This is a genomic window from Thalassotalea montiporae (genome assembly GCF_053485855.1).
Genome location: NZ_JBQRUO010000001.1, coordinates 565,060 through 583,095 on the forward strand (window position 1 = coordinate 565,060; position 18,036 = coordinate 583,095).

Consider the following 18,036-nt stretch of genomic DNA (forward strand, 5'->3'; position numbering starts at 1 on the left):
TTTAGAACAGCCTTTATGTACGCTTATAGCTGTTGAATTAGGCGTACTAACTGGCTGATTTTTATATTTGATAACTGCCGATAATCGAAATAGGGACAGACAATTGTTCGAGTGTTTGTATTGATAGCAAAAAATTCGTTTAACCACTGACAATGAGCAGCAACACCTAATTTATCTGCATAGGTTTTGCCAATCACAATGTGAATTCTTTCCAAGTGATTAGCGCTTGTTGGTTGATACGACTCACTGCCATTGAATAATAAACATTGTTGGCCGTTGCAATGCAGCAAATTGGTATCTCTTAATTGTTGCCAAGTCATAAAGTCATTTGGGTTGCGTTCAAACTCTAATTTAGCAAAAACATTGAAAACTTTTCGCCAATGGTTACCCGTTTGTTGGCCAACCTGATAGATATCTTCTCCTTGCATACCGAACATTTCATCGAGGTTTTGATAAAAAGGAAGCGGAGGAATATTCTCGATATAAAAGTAAATTGGGGCGTCGAGCGAGCCCAAGCCAACATAATGCATAACAATGTAGGTGAATGGAAATAGCTAGCTATTATCGCTAGCCTGAACGGTTACTCACAAGCTGCTTTTAACAAGAAGCAATAAAAAACCCGGCGATACCGGGTTTTTGCATGATTAGTTGATTTTATTTAGCTTTGTTAATGTTTAATTAATTAATAGCGCTTAAAATTCATCTAACATATATTCCAACGAGTCTTCATAAGCCCTCAATTCTTTCTCTAGTTGGAACTTCTCTTTCAGTTGTTCAATTTCACGCCACTTACGTTTTTTGTTAGTACTTGCTTTGGCCTTCGGCTGTTTTTCGAACGAGTCCAATACTGCTTGAAGTTTATCCATGGAATGCTCCTTTTTTCTACAACTGCATGTTTTAAATATCACACCTGCGCGCATAATAAAACAGTTTTTGTGATCTTTTTTTGACAGAAAAATGAACATTGATTACTAATTGGTTACACAAAGTCACAAATTTGATTTGGCTCAAAGTGCTAATAAAAAGTCTCAAATTAGGGTTGCGAAAAGCGAAAATTAAGCAGGGTACGTAGTGGGGAAGGTTAGCGTTAGTACTTTATAAATAAGGCTTGGCGAATAGTTTTAATTAACGTACTTGGGAGTTTTGAAAGGGTAATAAAAAAGGCGACTGTCGTTGTATAAACGAACTAAGCCACCTTTTATTGACGCAAATTTTCGCTTAGTTAAGCGAGTCGATTTGGCGCGTATAGATTAAAATAATTCAGCTAACTGGCGCTCAAGTTTTTCTTGGTCAACAGCAAAATTGCGAATACCTTCAGCTAATTTTTCAGTCGCCATTGCATCTTGGTTCATTGCCCAGCGGAAAGCTTGTTCGGTTAGTGCAGGCTCGGCAGCAATTGCTGCTTGCTCGCTTGATAACTGCTGTTCTACTGGCGCGTCACTTGCTGCAAGCTCATCCATTAATTGTGGGCTAATAGTTAAGCGATCACAGCCTGCTAATGCTAATACTTCACCTGTGTTTCTGAAGCTCGCACCCATAACAACTGTGTTATAGCCTTTAGCTTTGTAGTAGTTGTAGATTTCAGTCACCGAAACTACGCCTGGATCTTCTAACGGCGCATACTCTTTCTTATCAGTGTTTGCTTTAAACCAATCTAAGATACGACCGACGAATGGCGAGATTAAGTAAACACCCGCTTCGGCACAGGCTTGTGCTTGTGCAAAGCTAAATAGCAGCGTTAAGTTACAGTTGATACCTTTCTTTTCTAGAATTTCAGCTGCTTTAATGCCTTCCCACGTTGAAGCAAGTTTGATCAAAATACGATCGTTGCTAATACCTGCTTCGTTATAAAGTGCGATTAACTTTTCTGCTTTCGCGACACTTGCAGCGGTATCAAACGATAAACGTGCATCAACTTCAGTTGAAATACGGCCAGGTACAACGTTCAAAATCTCTAAACCGATAAGTACAGACAATTTATCTGCAGCATCGATAACTTGCTGAGCGGCGTCATCAGATTGAGCTTTTGCCCATGCGCAAGCTTGCTCTAGTAACGGTTGATATGCTGGCAGTGATGCAGCTTTTAAGAGTAAAGACGGGTTAGTCGTTGCGTCTTGCGGCTGAAATTTAGCAATGGCTTCAATATCACCAGTATCGGCAACAACTGTCGTCATTTGCTTTAGTTGATCTAATTGATTCATGGATTTTCCTCTACATGAAATATGAATATGAAAAACAGAGTGATCGGCCAGATGATGAAAAATTACAACAATCTGCTGTTGAGTTGTTTGAGACTGTTGGTTATTTAACCGATAACAAGTGGTTTGTTGCCGTATTTTTATCAAATTTACGGCGCTTTGCCTACCGCTTAGCCAAGAATAAATTGGAATTATTAAGAATAATTGACCGATTGCTCAATAATGGCATTTTAACACTTAGCTTTGTGTAGTTTTCCAGATTGCTGACATTTAATTTTGTTGAAAACACACGCTCTATTTTGTTGAAGACTTACGTTCTATTTTGTTGAAGACTTACGTTCTATTTTGTTGATGACTCTTATCAATTATTTAGCAGGCATCTGCCATGTTTACGTAAAATCTGCTGTGGTATAGTGTCACCATTAATTGATTGAAAAGGCGATATTTATGTTAATTGTTGTCTCACCTGCAAAAAATTTAGATTACGAATCACCACTGGCAACGCAAAGCCATACACAGCCAGAGTTACTGGAGCACAGCCAAGCGTTAATTGAAGTGTGTAAAACATTGACACCAGCCGATATTAGTTCACTAATGGGCGTAAGTGACAAAATTGCCGGCTTAAATGCCGCGCGTTTTGGTGAGTGGGCAACGCCTTTTACTCAAGACAATGCGCGCCAAGCAGTGCTTGCGTTTAATGGCGACGTATACACTGGTTTAGATGCGGCAAGCTTTTCTGAGCAAGATTTTGACTTTGCTCAGCAGCACTTGCGAATTTTGTCAGGTTTATACGGTTTATTAAAACCGCTTGATTTAATGCAAGCTTACCGCCTAGAAATGGGTACTAAACTGGCTAATGATCGCGGCACTAACTTGTATCAGTTCTGGGGTGAGATCATCACAGACAAAGTGAACGAAGCATTGTCTGCTCAGGGTGATCAAGTGCTGGTTAACCTTGCCTCAACAGAGTACTTTAAATCAGTAAAGAAAAAGTCGTTAACAGCTGAGCGTTTGATCACTCCACAGTTTAAAGATTGGAAGAATGGTCAATACAAAATGATCAGTTTCTTTGCGAAAAAAGCTCGTGGTTTAATGGCGCGTTATATTATTCAAAATCAAATTACAGATGTTGAACAGCTAAAAGGCTTTGACTTAGCTGGCTATAGCTATAATGAAGAATTAACCAAAGGCGATGATTTTGTCTTTACCCGCCGTGAACAAGATTAACAGGCCATAGTTAAGTTCACGGTAAGATAAAGCGCGAGAGCTTATTCTGTAGCTTTCGTGCTTTATAACTATCTTACTGATAATATTACTCTTTAACCTCGTGAGTGACAGGAGAGTATATGCTCACAATTTTAGCTAAGTTATTTCAGGCGTTACATTCGGAAAATTCAACACGCCAAATTGCTGCCGCGGTCGCGTTAGCGCTCATTTTTGCATTATCCCCTTTGCTTTCGTTACAAGCCTTTTTCATTTTATTTATTGTGCTACTGATTCGCGTTCATTTGGCGTCGTTTTTAGTGGCCATCACAGTATTTGAAGGGGTGAGGGTGATACTCAACACTACCATCATAGGTATTGGTGAAAGCTTATTAACCAACGCCAGTTTGCAAAGCCTATTTACTGGCTTGTATCAATTCGACGTATTTAAGCTGGCGCAATTACATCATACCTTCAATTTAGGGGCGTTAATACTTGGTATTGCCTTGGCTATTCCGCTGTACTTTGTCACTAAAGTTTTAATTGATAAGTATCGTGAGCATATTAAAGCTTTCTTCGAGCGCTTGGCGATAGTCAAAGCCCTCAAAGCGAGCCGTGTATTTGCTATTTATCAGGAATTGCCAAAGCTGGGAGGTCGAGCATGAGCAAAGTGATCCGCTGGCAAGGGCTAATCGCTTTTGTCGTTATTCTGGCGCTTATTCTTGGCTCTGTGGTGCTATTTGCTGGGCCGATTGCCAAAATGGCGATTGAACGCTTCGGAGGCAATTACACTGGTGCAGAAGTAAATGTTGACAGGGTCGATGTAAACTTCGCACCTTTTGGTGTCGAAATTTGGCAGCTGCAAGCAACCGACCCAAAAGCACCAGAGCAAAACATGGTCGCTTTTGAACATGCAGACGCAAGCGTTGATTTGTGGCCATTCTTATTTGGCAAAACTATTGTTGAGAATATCGAAGTTAAGGCGCTGAGCTTTAACACTGCCCGTCAATCGGCTGGCCGTGTTTATCGAGCGCCAGACGAATCTGCGATTGGCAATATGACTGAGCAATGGCAAGACGATATACAGGCCAATTTACCTGATCCCAATGAGCTGCTTGCACAAAGTAACTTACTGACGGTGCAACGAGCCAAAGCACTGGAAGCTACTTACCAGCAAGAAAAAGATTTAGTTGAGCGCACCAAAGCTAAATTACCAACCAAAGAAACCTTAAAAGATTATCAAGCTCGCGTTAAAGCTTTAGGCGACGTAAAAGTAAAGTCACTGGCTGATATTGAAAAAATCAAAGCTGATTTTGACAAGTTAAAAGCCGACTTTAAGCAAGAGCGCGAGAAGATCAAACAAGCAAAAGCAGATGTTATTGCGGCTAAAAATACGTTAAGCGAGCAAGTCGTTGCGCTTAAGAATGCGCCGAGTGAAGATTGGCAAAATATTTCACAGCAATACCAATTGCAAACGCTAGAAGCGGAAGATTTTGCGCATATTTTATTTGGTGAAAAAGCACGTGAATATTACCAATGGGCGGATATTGTTTTTGCTCATGTTAAACCCTTACTCGCGAATAAAGCTGATGGTGAGCAAGCAGCAAGTGAGCAAACAGCCCTTGCTAAAGAACAAGGTCGATTTGTGCATTTTGAGGAAGACTCTCCGCTACCTGATTTCTGGCTAAAACAAGGCAGCGTAGAAGTGGTTGCAGGTGATGCGCGTTATCAAGCTAAGCTCAGCGATATTACGATGCAACATTGGCTAATCGACAAGGCCAGTGATATCAAAATCGCTGCGGATGGGATTCAAGGTCAGGGAGCATTAGATGCGGCTCTGGATTTCACGCTCGATGCTAGCCAGCAACTGACCAGTCAAGGTAATTGGCAGTTGGCTAAGCTACCTCTGGAAAATATTGGCTTACAAGAAACCGATAACCTAACGCTGCAACTGGTTTCTGCGCTACTGTCGGTCGCAGGGAATATGTCAGTCAATAACGGCGAGCTGGCACTCACCAGTGACTTTGATTTAGCCAGTAGCCAATTTGATGGTAGTGCCGATTCAAAAATTGCCAATGTGGTACTCGATACCCTTAAAGCGAATCAAGCGTTGGGCTTAACCGTTAATGCTAATGGCAACTGGCTATCACCTGACTGGGGCGTCAGCTCAGACTTAGACAATATTTTGGGGAATGCGCTAGCGCAACAAGTAGAAACTAAACTGGCTGGCTTTAAGAGTGAGCTGCAAGCTGGGCTAAATGACAAAATGGCAGGCTCATTATCGCTTGGTGAAGGGCAGTTGGGCGAATTGCTCGATTTTGAAACCTTGCTTAATGACAGCGATAAAGCCTTTGAGAATTTGGCGAATAACGATGTAGTAAAACAGCAACGTAAAAAGCTAGAAGATAAAGCGAAAGACAAAATTAAAGACAAGCTAGGTAAGCTGTTTGGCGGTTAAGAGTAGCTTAATTGAGCTTTACCTTAGCTAGTGACAAGGCCAGTCACTAGTACAAGTCACTAGAACGAAAAGCCCCACAGTGGGCTTTTCTTTTTTCTGCTATTTACAAACGGCTGTGCACTTTAATTGTTAGGACTTTTAGTTGAGGGAATGGGCAAGTTATGCGCTCTTAGAAAGCTCAGCTTATCCCAATAGCCACGCTGCATCACAATTAAAGCGTTTTGAATATGGAAAAAGCCACAGCCTCTTAAGCCAATTGGATCTTTCCACTCCAATATTGCCCATTCACCGTCTTGAAAAATATTTTCGACGATACACACCATCTCGGCATTGGCGAATTCTTCGCGAAACATTTGATAAATCGCCTGCTTACCAACAACGGGGTCATTCGCGACTTGATGGTTAACCGCATTACTGTGATAAAAACTACTCAGCAGTTCAGCATCACCGTTATTAAATGCAGCAACCCACTGTTTTACTATCTTTTTAGGTGATGCGAACGTTGTCTTTTCTGTCTCACCGTCGGTATTTACATCGGTACTTACATCGGTATTTGCATCGGCATTCATTTGTGACCTTTTCATAATATTCCCATTTTGGCATACGACCCAATCTTTCATTGCAAAATGCAATGATGATCTCTCGCAATGTGCAAATAGCTTATTTTAATTCACTCGCCTTGTTGTCTAACTGATTGAAAAATATTGATTAAATTTTTTGGCGTTAGTTTTGCTTTAACAAATGTTGTGTAAAGCGTTACGTGGCTAGTGAGTTAAACAGTGTATTGCCAGTAATGTTTTATCGTTTTAACAACTATACACGAGTTTGAAACCTCGTAAGCGGTAAGGAGTGGCTGTGATGAAGGCTAGTTTATCAAACATGTTGTTGGGGTTGATATTGTGCTGCTGTGCAGTTTCTCTCAAAACTCAGGCGGCATTAATTACTTATGAAACCCAAGGCTTTACAGGCAATTTTTCCAGTTTAGACTTGAAAACCATCTGGCTCAGTTTAGATGGTGATATCAATTCACAGTCGCTTTATGAATTTGAGAGGGTATGGTCGGGCAATCAAACCTTTAGTCATCTAACCATTGATCTGAATCTTGCAGAAGACACTGTTTGGACACTGCAAGCAGGCTTAGACGCGGGTTTAGGGGCTCAAGTTTATTTGGATGGCTTATCTATTTTTAAAGACAGCACCGACCTGTGGTGGGCGTATAATTGGAATCATAGCGATACGGTTAAAATTGAAAATCTAAGCCTTAGCCAAGGCTCACATCAACTTGAATTTTATTGGTTAGAAAACTGCTGTAACGGCTTTAATAGTATTAGATTTATCGAGCAAAGTTCAGGTGTTACTTCGGTGTTAAATCGAGCGGCACTGAGCTCATTTGAAATTCCAAATCCCGTTTCAATTTCACTTTTTGGGATAGCCTTAGTTGGTTTATTTTTTACTAGCTTTAAACGTCGTTACTCGCATTAAAACTGTTCGCTTCGGAAAAGCGTAATCAAAACACGATTGGCGAGCAAAGACTAGATTAACTAGGTAACGAGTTTGACAAGACAAGGACGTCGCATGATTTCACACATGACACTTATTGCTAATCATTTAGAGAGTGGAGTTGCATTCTATCTATCGCTGACATATCGACAGTAAAAACGATAAAGAAGAAGCAAAAATAAAAGCGCCCGACATGCAAACCATTGCCTGTTGGGCGAATACTTTTAGAAACGGTAGCTAGCACCAAAAGTAATACGGCGATCTGTTAGCCCTTGGAAGCACAGTAGGGCACCTTCATTAACACAGTATTGGTCAACGTCTGATTCCGTAATGTTGACCGCCTCAACACCTAGTGTCAGGTTTTCGTTAACGGTGTAGCTAACGCTAGCGTTTAGCTGGCCTCTATCATCCTGCACGACTGGAAATCCCCAAGGAAAGCTCGACGTACTGCCAAAATCAGTAGAGCGATAAGCTTCTCGCCAGGTGTAACGCATACGCGCTGAAATATCGTATTTTTCATAGTATAAGGTGATATTGTAAGCGTTCTCTGACAGGTCAATTAACGATTGCACGGCGCTGACTTCAATATCATCAATTCCTGTTGTTGCAGCAAATACCGCACTAGCTCGGCTAGTGGCATTATCAACTGCCTTACCACCCGAAAATTGCTGGTAAGTGTAGTTTGCTAAAACACCAAAGCCAGATGCCCAACCTAATTTATCTTCAAAGCTAGAAAGGTCGTATTGGAAGGCGAACTCGTAGCCTTTTTGGGTGGTTTCACCGTCGTCGTTGATAGTCGTTGATAATGGTACACAGACACCTACACCGCCATCTGGACCAAAAACGTTTACGTCAGCAATAGGGTTCCAGAATCCGCCTTGCTCACAAATTGGTCCTTCAGTATCACGAAAGCCAGTATTTGGGTCTTCAAACGGGTTTGATTGCTGGGAAACGTGTAAATCTTTGCGCTTTTTATGGAAGTAACCAAGGCTAACGACACTTGCTTCATCAAAATACCATTCAGCACTGATATCAAACGAAGTAACTTCTTCAGGCTCTAGGTCGGGGTTACCAATACTAACCGCCGGGTTAGGGCTAGTACTTAGTTTAACTGAGGTTGATAGATCGTTAAAATCAGGGCGGCGTATGTCTTTGCTCCAAGATGCTCGCACTACAACGTCTTCATGAACATCAGCAACAATGTTAAAACGTGGCAATAAGAAATCGTAATCGCTTTTAGTCACTACTTGGGTAATGGTTTCTGTGCCATCAGACTCTTCCGTTACTGAGTTACCCAGCGAATCTACATCTGTTTTTAAATAGCGAAGGCCAAAATTACCGCGTAGCATCTCTGTTTCAAAACTTACTTGCGCATAGAGCGCATGTGTTTTTTCTTCGATATCAAAGAACGCGTCAACTCCTGACGTGGGATCGTTAATGGGTCTAGAGCCACCATGTGCAGTAATAGCATCATTTAAGGTGTTCAGCACAAAATCGGGGTTTGAGGCAACTAGCTCCGGGTTTACAATTAGAAAGTCTCTTACAAACAGCTGTCTGCCATCAGCATCACCAAAATTGTTTGGCCCAGCGGTTAAGAGTTCTGCGAATAAAGAGCCGCGTGGGCTGTCAGACATACTACGCAATCCTAAATTCGAGCGAATTTCATCTGTGGTATTTGCTGCTTTGCTATAACGATAGCCAAATTCAAGCGAGGTAAATACTGACCAATCTAAATCGTAGGTAAAATCTGCTCTAAACGCATCTTCGGAGTTTTCCACTTTATCGCGAGCTATTTGCACATCGCGCAAGACTACATTGTTCGGATCGAGCAAGTCGCTAGCAGAAGGGGCAAACGGCGTACCAAAGGCAACACCAAACGCTAAAGCCCCGCCGGTAAGGTCGTACTCAAACGGAATACTATTGTCGTTTGCTCCACCAGGGTCTAGCGGTGCGTTAGGGTTGATAAAGTTCAGTGTGGTATTGATTCTAGGGTTGCTGGATTCTGACTCCGAGGTTGATGCTTCGATACTCACGTGCAAGCGATCGCCATGCCATTCACCGCCAATACGGAAAATATCGCTATCGGTTTCGCGCGAGTTGGTATCACTCGAAAAACGCAGGTTAGGGTCATCATCATCATTGGCTAAATCGACCGGTATGACACCGCGAAGTGCTGCTTGAATGGTGCCCAAGTCTTGCCCATCTAATGAGCCGAAGTCTATGGTTTCAAATTCATCGGGAATTGAAATATCTCTTAAGTTACTCACACCTGATGCTTGCACGCGAGTACTTTCTTCATAACGCTCTTGGCGATTAACAACGGCATCAAACCATAATTTGGCATTGCTGTTGGGAGCCCACTCTAAGGTAGCGACATAGTTTTTAGTTTCGTACTCAAAATTGTCGTAATCTTGGTTGAGAAATTGAATGGGGAGAAAATCAAAGGCTTGTGCGCTAGGGTCGCCACTATTGGCTCTAACGATATTGTCCCGGTCAACACGTGGGCGAAATGCAGTGACGTCTTGCTCGGCGTAACTGGCACTTAATACAATGCCAAACTTACCCATGTCAGTTTCCCAATTGTCGCCATACGAGCCTGAAATACGTGGCTTAATATCATCGGTTGATAGGCTGCTGTCTTCACCTTGTACTCGAAAAGCTGCGAGTGTCTCATCTAGTTGTAAGGGTCTAATAGTTTGCAAATTAATCGTTCCGCCAACGGAACCTTCGATAGTTTTTGCTTCAGGTGCTTTAACAACTTCAACACTAGAAATAATGGCAGCAGAAACATCCTCAAAGTTAATACCACTTCGACCTGCGCCAGAGCCAACGGTTGATACACCGTTAATTTCTGTGCGGTTGGCATTTGTACCGCGAATTTGCACCCCTGTACCGACGCCAGCTGAGCGCGTAATTTGAATACCCGTGACGTTTTCTAACACCTCAGCCAAATTTTGATCAGGTAGTTTACCGATATCTTCTGCTTTGATTACTTCAATCAAATTCTCTGCGGAGCGTTTTTGTGCCAGTGCAGAAGTAAGTGAACCACGAATACCTGTGATCTCGATAACTTCTACGTCATCAGCACTGTTAGTCTCTTGCGCTGCACTAGCGTTACTCAACACCAATGTCGATACAGACAAAATGGCTACCGTAATCTTCGATAGTTTTCTTTGCATTTTAACTCTCCCCTTTTGGTTTTCCTTGGCCTGCTTGATTTTATTTGGTATGACCAAGATTTGTTCTAAGTGTTTTGTTAATCGTAATGATTATTAAATATTGTAAAACTTATGAACGTAGCAATTTTATAGATCAAATAATAACCAATTTCAAATATATTTTTACCAAAACCAAATTTATTGGTATTACCTTGTGGTTTGGTGGATAATCAATAAACTAACAAAAAATAATTAAAACATAGTGTTAATGGCCAAGGTTTAAGGGGTAAATGACTGATGCATCAATTTGACTTTGAGCCACTTTAAAAAATGAGAGTAGGTTTGCAGGCAACTATTAAAGTGGTGATACAAGATATAGTTCAAGTATTAAGGGGAGGCCATTGTTAATGCACAAAACTAGTGAAAAGCTCTGTACAACTTGGTCAACCATCGTGTTAAAAGTTATCGATTAAACAGATATTTTTAATAGTGCCAAGGCTATTTGAAATTTACTAAATGGGGGAGACAGCGCAGTAGAGGCGTATAAAAACAAGAGAGGAATTTTATACGCTACCTAACGCTTTTGATCAGAACGGAGTGCTAAAAGTACTAGTAAAAAGACTACTAGTAAACACAGCTGCCACCTAATGCTCAGCTATGTTTTTTACTATTATTCGGTGAAAAGATTTGCGGTGAACTGATTTGCCGTGCGCTGATTTACCATAAACAGAGGCTTGCTTATGCTTCCCTGCGAATCGAGTAAAGATCGCGCTTTTCACTGCTCTTACGCTTAATTTCTTCGAGCGCTCGCGTTTCTTCCGCATCAAATAAGGTGTTGATTAAACGATCAAAATGTTCGTGCATTGCTTTACGCGCTTTGGTTGCGTCACGTAATTTCAACGCTTTGTAAATTGCCCTGTGCTCAGCAATAGTTTTCTTGTTGTCTTTACTACAAACACTGTCGTAATCTTGAATCACTTCAATAGATGAGGCGCGCAAACTCCAGAGGTTTTTAACCAAATTTTTCATCGCTTCATTGCGTGTTGCGTCGGCAATAATACGGTGAAAGCTTTGATCAGCCGCCTCCATGTTCTTACCTTGCTCCATATCAACTAAGGTTTGATTTAACTTTTCAAGTTCCTCGTCGTTTATCGTCGTCGCCGCAAGCGCTGCTACCTCGCCTTCTACCAAGGCTCTCGCTTGAGTGACTTCAAAGGCGTTAATTTTGACGTTTGATTGGGATGATGCTGAGTTAGCTAAGACATATACACCTGAACTGGTTTTTACTTCTACTCGCCCACGTACTTCCAAAGCAATAATTGCCTCACGAATCGTCGGCCGGCTAACACTGAATTTACTTGCCAGTTCTCTTTCTGGCGGTAACCTGCTACCAGCAGGATAATCGCCAGCGTTAATAGACGCTTCAATTAAATCGACAATTCCCCAGAATAGTCTTTTTGATGCCATTTTGTGCCCCAGTATTTTCTTTATCTATGCTAGTTAGTCGCTATAGTACAGCCATTTTGCACTACATTTTTACACTACATATGGGTATCTGTAGCGCTATAAAAATATACTCACACATTAAAGGGGTATATTCAATATGTAAAACCAATAATTGGAAAAAAATAGCGTGTATTGTTATACCAACGTAATTGCTTTACTTGTGTTCTTGCTAAACTTTATTAAAGTGTTTTTAAAGCTATATAAAACAAAGATATAGATTGTTTTTTATATCTAGCGCTAGACTCGATACGCCATAGTTATAGTTTTATTGGTAATGCCAATGAAATTCAGCGGGGCTTTTGACAAAAAGCATCAAGACGACGGATTTTCGCCACCGCTCAACGTCAGCCGTGAAAAAGTGACGCTAGTGAAATCGCCATTCGCTTTATCTGTTGCCCAATCACCGGTGCCAGAACAACCGGCATACCAAACACCATCGGCATCTTTTGTCGAACATTGGTTATATGCACCTGCTTTAAAATAGTGCCAATCACCGCTGTAGCCCGCGGGATTATCTTTATCGTCTACTTTACCGTATGCATCGATATTGTTAGATAAATCAATTTGATAATTAACTGTCGGTTTATTGGGGGCTGAAAATGTTAAGTACATCACACTACCGACAACATCAATGCGATAACTAAATGACTCGCCCAGTGCAATACCATTTGCTAATGGTTCCTCAGGATTCTCCCAGGTGTTCCCCCAAACGGGGTAAGCAATATCGGTTCGATTTGGATCGTCTTTTGGCAAATTGCGTTCATAATTCCAAAAGACTGAGCCTTTGCTGTGGTTAGGCCATTTTTTGTAGAAAATTTTGATCGGTTCATTACCATAACCAAAACCATTTCCCTCTGCGATCAATGCCTTATCTTTGCCAGCATGAATTTGCCCAACCACTACTGAGTATGCCGCTTTTTTAGCGTGTTTAGCATTTGTCGCAACATGGTTCACTTTTAGTGTCGCATCTAATCGTCCACCTATTTGATCAAACAGCTGGGCATCAGGGTGTGCAGCAAGTGCAAAGTTATTACCGTACGATTTGGTGCCAATAGAGGTATCGAGTCCTCGAATCATTTGTCTGAGCTCGCTGCGCGTATTGCTTGACGTTTGTGTGGTTACCGCTTTATTAGGTGTGGTAAATACCAAGTGCCCTTGGCTATCGAGGTAGAAAAACTCTGGATGTTGGTACGTTTGCAACGCTTTGGTATCAATATCGTCAGCTTTACCGTTACCATCGTTATCAAGTGGTACGGTAATTTTCCAATGCGACAGGTCAAATTTGTCCGCTGGTTTTTCAGACGTACTTACACAAGCAAACAGAAAGACAGCAAACGGCATCAAGGCAAATGCTCTTATCATCGAGTACTCCAAATTAAGCAATTTCATTAGTTTTGTCGGTGACTAAGGCAAACACCAATCATAGGTGAGAGTATGCGCAGTGATAAGCCAGCTCCTATCAGAAAGCTACTGTTAGAAAGCTACTGTTATAAAACTACTGTTATAAAACTATTACCACTGCGTTACTCTTTCTCACTTAGCGCACGCCTAGTCACTTTTTATTGGTGTTGCAGCCTATCGACCTTTTACAGCAACCACTGTTTCTGCAGTACTTGAGTTGTAGGGCGAAGCAGCATTGTCAGTGTCTAGCGAGTCGCCTTCAGTGTAAGACTCAAAGTCATCTTCAAACACAACCATAGTGCCATCCAAATCTGAATATAGCTTCACATCATCGACAAAGTAAGCCGCATCAGGAATGGTTGTGCCATTGTCACCGAGTTTAAATATCGCATAACGAACACCTGTCATCACATCACTAAGTGAAGAAGATGCTGAAGTAAACGCTTCGGTGGTAACACTTGTACCATTTATCGAAATCGTCACCAGTGGTGGTGTTGATGCTGACGCAGCGCTTGCATCCCAGGTCATTTCCACTGTCGTCCACGTGTCCGGCACAAATGCAATGGTGACATCAATATCGTCTTTGTTACGAATGACAAACTTGTCGGCCTGAATACGCAAATCAACGATGGCATTACTGGTACTGGTCGATTCACCAAACAAGCCAATATAAGCATCTTTGGCAACACCATCGGCGGTAACCGCATTGTCTTCTTTGAAGAATTCAACAGACAACTTGCCTTGTGAAAGCGGCGACTCTAATCGATAACGCAATTCGCCTGCATCGTCAGTCATATTGTCGGTGATTTTCGCCACTTGATTATCAGGGTTAGCTACATCACTGCCACCGGGACCATCAATCGTTGCGACAACAGTTTCTGCGGTATTTGAGTGATATGGCGAGTCAGCATTGTCGGTATCTAACGACACACCATCAGCATAGCCTTCAAAATCATCTTCAAACACTAAGGCACTGCCCGCTAATTCTGAATAGATTTTCACATTATCAACATAGTAAGCAGCATCAGGAATAGTTGTACCATTGTCCCCCAATTTAAATATGGCGTAGCGAACACCTGACATTATATCATTCAATGAAGATGACGCTGACGTAAAGGCTTCTGTGGTAACACTAGTACCATTAATCGAAATAGTTACAAGTGGCGGCACAGTGTCGGTGGCGGCAGATGCATCCCATGTCATTTCAACATCTGTCCATACATCAGGGATAAACGGAATCGTAACCTCGATATCGTCTTTATCGCGAATTACAAATTTGTCTGCTTGAATACGTAAATCAACAATCGCGTTGCTGGTACTGGTAGATTCACCAAATAGACCAATGTATGCATCTTTGGCGACACCATCAGCAGTTACTGCGTTATCTTCTTTAAGGAATGAAACCGTCAGCTTACCTTGCTCAAGGGCTGAGTCTAATCGTAAGCGCAACTCGCCTGCATCATCTGTCATGTTGTCGGTAATTTTTGCCACTTGCGTAGGCTCGCCACCCGAGCTATTGGGTGCACCGAAAATAGTAATCACGAGTTCAGCTGATGTGCCATCTACCGAGGCAATGGCGATGGTATCGGTTACAGTGTCGCTTTCATCGACGAGTGATGCAATGGTGGCATTGCTGGTATCTAATTGGTAAGTCCAAGCACCCGATGCTTCAATCGAAAAAGTACCAAAAGTTGTCGCTACATCGGTTTGCGCTTCAGCTAAACTTTCTCCCGCGTCATCATCACTAACGACAACGGTACCTGTTAGCGCTTCACTCACGTTGTTGGCAACACTGGCGGTTAACCCGCTAAAAGTCGCTGGCACATCAACACCAACAACGGCAGATGTCTCAGACGATTTAATTCTTTCTTCGTAGTTGTCGTTGTCAGTATACGCCACCGACACACTCATATTGGCGCCAACTTGAGCTTCAGTCAGCATAAAGGTATTTGAGTTTGCACCCGCAATGGCAACATCGTCAGCCATCCAAGTGTAAGTAATGGCACCACCGTCCACACCATTGGCATCTGTCACTGTTGCCGTTAGCGTTTCCCCCACGAGTGGTGTGCCTGATAAGGCAAGTTGACCAAATGAATTACCTTCATCGTCTGGCAAGGTATCAGAACCACAACCTGCAAGCGAAAGGGCAAATGCAACAACGGCCACTTTTTTGTTTGTAAATATTTTCATTATTATAATCCTGTTGCTTTATGGTAAAACAATTAAAAAATAATTGATTTACACTTTAGTATTTAATTGTATGACATAATTGTCAACCAGCAATTAAAATAAAAGATCGGATTAAGATCTTTCCCTCTCTAGCCACCGCTACTTGCCACGGCTACTAACCCTGATTCAGTAACTCTGATAAAGCTGCCGGTTGAAAGCTCTCAATAAACTCACTAACTTCCTGAAAGGCTAATAGAGTCAAGGCTATCTCTGGCATTAGTGAGCCACTTGTCTTTGTATTTTTTGTCAGTACTAGTAAAAGAAATAAAGGTTAACTTGCCATCCACAGGTAAGGCATAAGTGAGGTTATATTGATACTTACCAATTCCTTTAACCTCATATTCATAGACAGCAATCTTGGTACCTAATCGGGTATACACTTTGTCTTTTTTCCATTTGGCATTACCACTTGCTTTGCGCAGCATATTGGAAATTGATTTATGAATTTTGGTCATCGACGCTTTGTCAGCGGGTGTCGGATATTGAGTAAAGGTGAAACTGACACTATTGTCGGCACCGGTGAACGCAAATGCCGGTGGTACTTTCTGTTTACCATAGCGTTTGCGAATCGCTTTGGCAGAGAGCTGCTTTAACTCTGTTGGCAATGACAGTGTTAAGTGTTCATCAAAAAATGCATGAGATTTTGTATTAGATGCCAGAGCGCTAAAACTAACGCTTAAACTAAAACATAAACTCAAAAATAGTGCTGTGAGCAAAGCGAAAAAATAGCGACACCTGTTATTGATATTCATTGGATATTCCTTATAAAACCTGTGAATTGAATGTGCTGTACTGCATCAGCCACCGCTGTTGTAACCTTGGTGACTATTGGATATCTGGTAAAACGTTGCTTCTGCATAATCGTGTTGATCACCAGAATTGTTTTGATTGTATACGCCTGCCTTAAAATACATGTACTGACCACCTTGATCGTAACCACTAGCAGACATATCAACTTGCGTGCTATGCGTCGTGCCATCGACCTTGGTAATGGTCACTATTAAAGTGTACCCATCGACACTGATTTCGTAGCTAAATTTCTCATTCAATGGAATGCCATCAACAGGATTACTTGCACTATTACTGCGACTACCAATGATTTCATAGTAGATATCGTCACCACCTAATATCTCGTGGGCTATGTATATGGCACCATTTTGATTGTCTGGTAATTTGCGATAGTAAAGCCGCACTGGTTCGTCGTCATTGGCATGAATTTGACCAATGATCACTCGACCAATTTGATACGCTTCACCCGTTGACGTCACCTGATTAACAGCAAGCTCTGCGGTAAGCGTGCCATCGACGCCGCCCGCACTTTCTTTGTCATTTGTTGGCGCCGTTGAAAATACCCAGTTGTTTTGGTTTACACCTTGCGTTCGATAGTTGGTATTACCTCGACGAAGCATCTCTCTAAGCTCTGAACGCACATAGCTGGTATTGGTTGACGTTTTGTATCCTGAAACGCTAGTCGCAAACGCCAAACCACCATCGCTAGTGCTGCGAAAGAATCGAGGATCTTGGTAGCCGTTGGCTAGTCGTGACTCGCTGATACTATCAGAGCGACCGTCATTGTCTTCATCCGTTGGTACGCTTAAATACCAATCAATCAACTCAATGTTATGCTCTCGCGTTTGTTGACAACCAAACACTTCTAGCTCAACCAATTGACTGGGCTCAGACACTGAACCGCCAGTAAGTGATAATTTAAGGTATAGCGCCGTTGCCGACTCCATTGTAGTTAAATCAATCAGCTCAGGAATTATCGTCATCTCAGCGCTCTGTGATGGCGTAACGAGTTCAAGCCAATCTTCGTTATTTTTCGATGCAGCAATACTGAAACCGTGGCTAACCTCGCTATTTTGCCAACTCAGCACCATGGCTTTAACAAGCGCAGGTTCTGCCATTTTAATCGTTAACTCTTCACTCAAGCTTGTCGCTTGCCAGCTTGAGCTGTTGGTTTTATTGCGATCGTGAAGTGCTGTGATATTGCTGTCGGATGAAGAAGCAACAATACTATCGAGGGAGAGTAAGTGAGATGATTCACAGCTGATGTCATCTATTTGTGGTGTTGGTTCTACTGAGGGTGGCACCGCTACTGCGGGCGCAGCATTGCCATTACCGCCGCATCCAGCTAGCAAGACCAATAAGCCAATCAACAATACAAGTGTACGTGAATTATGGGCGCCATCGATGTGTTGCGAACGAGACGCGTATTGCGAACGAGCAGTAAGCTTTCCGATGCCAATACGGTTATTTGTATTAAAAATTGCGGTTGCTATTGAGATTTCATTAGCACAGTTCATCGTAAGCCATCCCTCTTGTTAAGTTCTATACCCCATAGACCTTTACACCAAAACCAAATCATTGGTCAACCAATATA

The 18,036-nt window shown here is 42.0% G+C and carries 15 protein-coding genes; 5 read left to right on the forward strand and 10 right to left on the reverse strand.

The window, feature by feature from the left end; genetic code table 11:
• Positions 1–23 precede the first annotated feature (23 nt).
• From ACSLUR_RS02380 to tal, 3 genes are all read right to left on the reverse strand, one after another.
• Positions 24–530 (reverse strand): DUF6942 family protein, encoded by a 507-nt coding sequence (locus tag ACSLUR_RS02380; protein WP_448551449.1) that lies wholly within the window; start codon positions 528–530, stop codon positions 24–26.
• Between the two features lie 162 nt (positions 531–692).
• Positions 693–866, reverse strand: coding sequence for a DUF3545 family protein (locus ACSLUR_RS02385; protein WP_115999165.1), 174 nt, complete (start codon positions 864–866; stop codon positions 693–695).
• A 384-nt stretch (positions 867–1,250) separates the two neighbouring features.
• Positions 1,251–2,201, reverse strand: a complete 951-nt coding sequence (gene tal / locus ACSLUR_RS02390; RefSeq protein WP_448551452.1) for a transaldolase — start codon at positions 2,199–2,201, stop codon at positions 1,251–1,253.
• A gap of 14 nt (positions 2,202–2,215) precedes the next feature.
• Here tal and ACSLUR_RS02395 point away from each other — a divergent pair, with 14 nt between their 5' ends.
• The 4 genes from ACSLUR_RS02395 (at position 2,216) to ACSLUR_RS02410 (ending at position 5,859) form a co-directional block, all read left to right on the forward strand.
• On the forward strand, positions 2,216–2,449 hold the full coding sequence (locus ACSLUR_RS02395; RefSeq protein WP_116014928.1) for a hypothetical protein: 234 nt from the start codon (positions 2,216–2,218) through the stop codon (positions 2,447–2,449).
• A 196-nt stretch (positions 2,450–2,645) separates the two neighbouring features.
• On the forward strand, positions 2,646–3,425 hold the full coding sequence (gene yaaA, locus ACSLUR_RS02400) for a peroxide stress protein YaaA (protein ID WP_448551455.1): 780 nt from the start codon (positions 2,646–2,648) through the stop codon (positions 3,423–3,425).
• 119 nt (positions 3,426–3,544) lie between these two features.
• The gene (locus ACSLUR_RS02405; protein WP_448551457.1) at positions 3,545–4,066 is read left to right on the forward strand and encodes a TIGR03546 family protein; all 522 of its coding nucleotides are present in this window, start codon (positions 3,545–3,547) and stop codon (positions 4,064–4,066) included.
• Complete coding sequence (locus ACSLUR_RS02410; protein WP_448551459.1) at positions 4,063–5,859, forward strand: TIGR03545 family protein; 1,797 nt, start codon at positions 4,063–4,065, stop codon at positions 5,857–5,859. The genes ACSLUR_RS02405 and ACSLUR_RS02410 overlap by 4 nt, the downstream gene beginning before the upstream one ends.
• 122 nt (positions 5,860–5,981) lie before the next feature.
• Here the strand turns inward: ACSLUR_RS02410 and ACSLUR_RS02415 are convergent, their stop codons facing one another.
• Positions 5,982–6,443, reverse strand: a complete 462-nt coding sequence (locus tag ACSLUR_RS02415; RefSeq protein ID WP_448551461.1) for a nuclear transport factor 2 family protein — start codon at positions 6,441–6,443, stop codon at positions 5,982–5,984.
• 274 nt (positions 6,444–6,717) lie between these two features.
• Between ACSLUR_RS02415 and ACSLUR_RS02420 the strand changes: the two genes are divergently transcribed.
• Complete coding sequence (locus ACSLUR_RS02420; RefSeq protein WP_448551463.1) at positions 6,718–7,341, forward strand: CCXG family PEP-CTERM protein; 624 nt, start codon at positions 6,718–6,720, stop codon at positions 7,339–7,341.
• A 242-nt stretch (positions 7,342–7,583) separates the two neighbouring features.
• Here the strand turns inward: ACSLUR_RS02420 and ACSLUR_RS02425 are convergent, their stop codons facing one another.
• The 6 genes from ACSLUR_RS02425 to ACSLUR_RS02450 all read right to left on the reverse strand — a co-directional run bounded on the left by ACSLUR_RS02425 (position 7,584) and on the right by ACSLUR_RS02450 (position 17,959).
• Positions 7,584–10,538 carry a TonB-dependent receptor gene (locus ACSLUR_RS02425; protein ID WP_448551465.1) on the reverse strand — a complete coding sequence of 985 codons (2,955 nt, stop codon included), beginning with the start codon at positions 10,536–10,538 and terminating at the stop codon, positions 7,584–7,586.
• A 717-nt stretch (positions 10,539–11,255) separates the two neighbouring features.
• Positions 11,256–11,984, reverse strand: coding sequence for a FadR/GntR family transcriptional regulator (locus ACSLUR_RS02430; RefSeq protein ID WP_448551467.1), 729 nt, complete (start codon positions 11,982–11,984; stop codon positions 11,256–11,258).
• Between the two features lie 351 nt (positions 11,985–12,335).
• Complete coding sequence (locus ACSLUR_RS02435; protein ID WP_448551469.1) at positions 12,336–13,412, reverse strand: polysaccharide lyase family 7 protein; 1,077 nt, start codon at positions 13,410–13,412, stop codon at positions 12,336–12,338.
• 186 nt (positions 13,413–13,598) lie between these two features.
• Positions 13,599–15,614: a VCBS domain-containing protein gene (locus ACSLUR_RS02440; protein WP_448551471.1), complete on the reverse strand. Its 2,016-nt coding sequence runs from the start codon at positions 15,612–15,614 to the stop codon at positions 13,599–13,601.
• A 212-nt stretch (positions 15,615–15,826) separates the two neighbouring features.
• The gene (locus tag ACSLUR_RS02445) at positions 15,827–16,405 is read right to left on the reverse strand and encodes a hypothetical protein (protein ID WP_448551473.1); all 579 of its coding nucleotides are present in this window, start codon (positions 16,403–16,405) and stop codon (positions 15,827–15,829) included.
• 45 nt (positions 16,406–16,450) lie between these two features.
• Entirely contained in the window at positions 16,451–17,959 is a 1,509-nt protein-coding gene (locus ACSLUR_RS02450) for a polysaccharide lyase family 7 protein (RefSeq protein WP_448551475.1), read from the reverse strand.
• Positions 17,960–18,036: the final 77 nt, after the last annotated feature.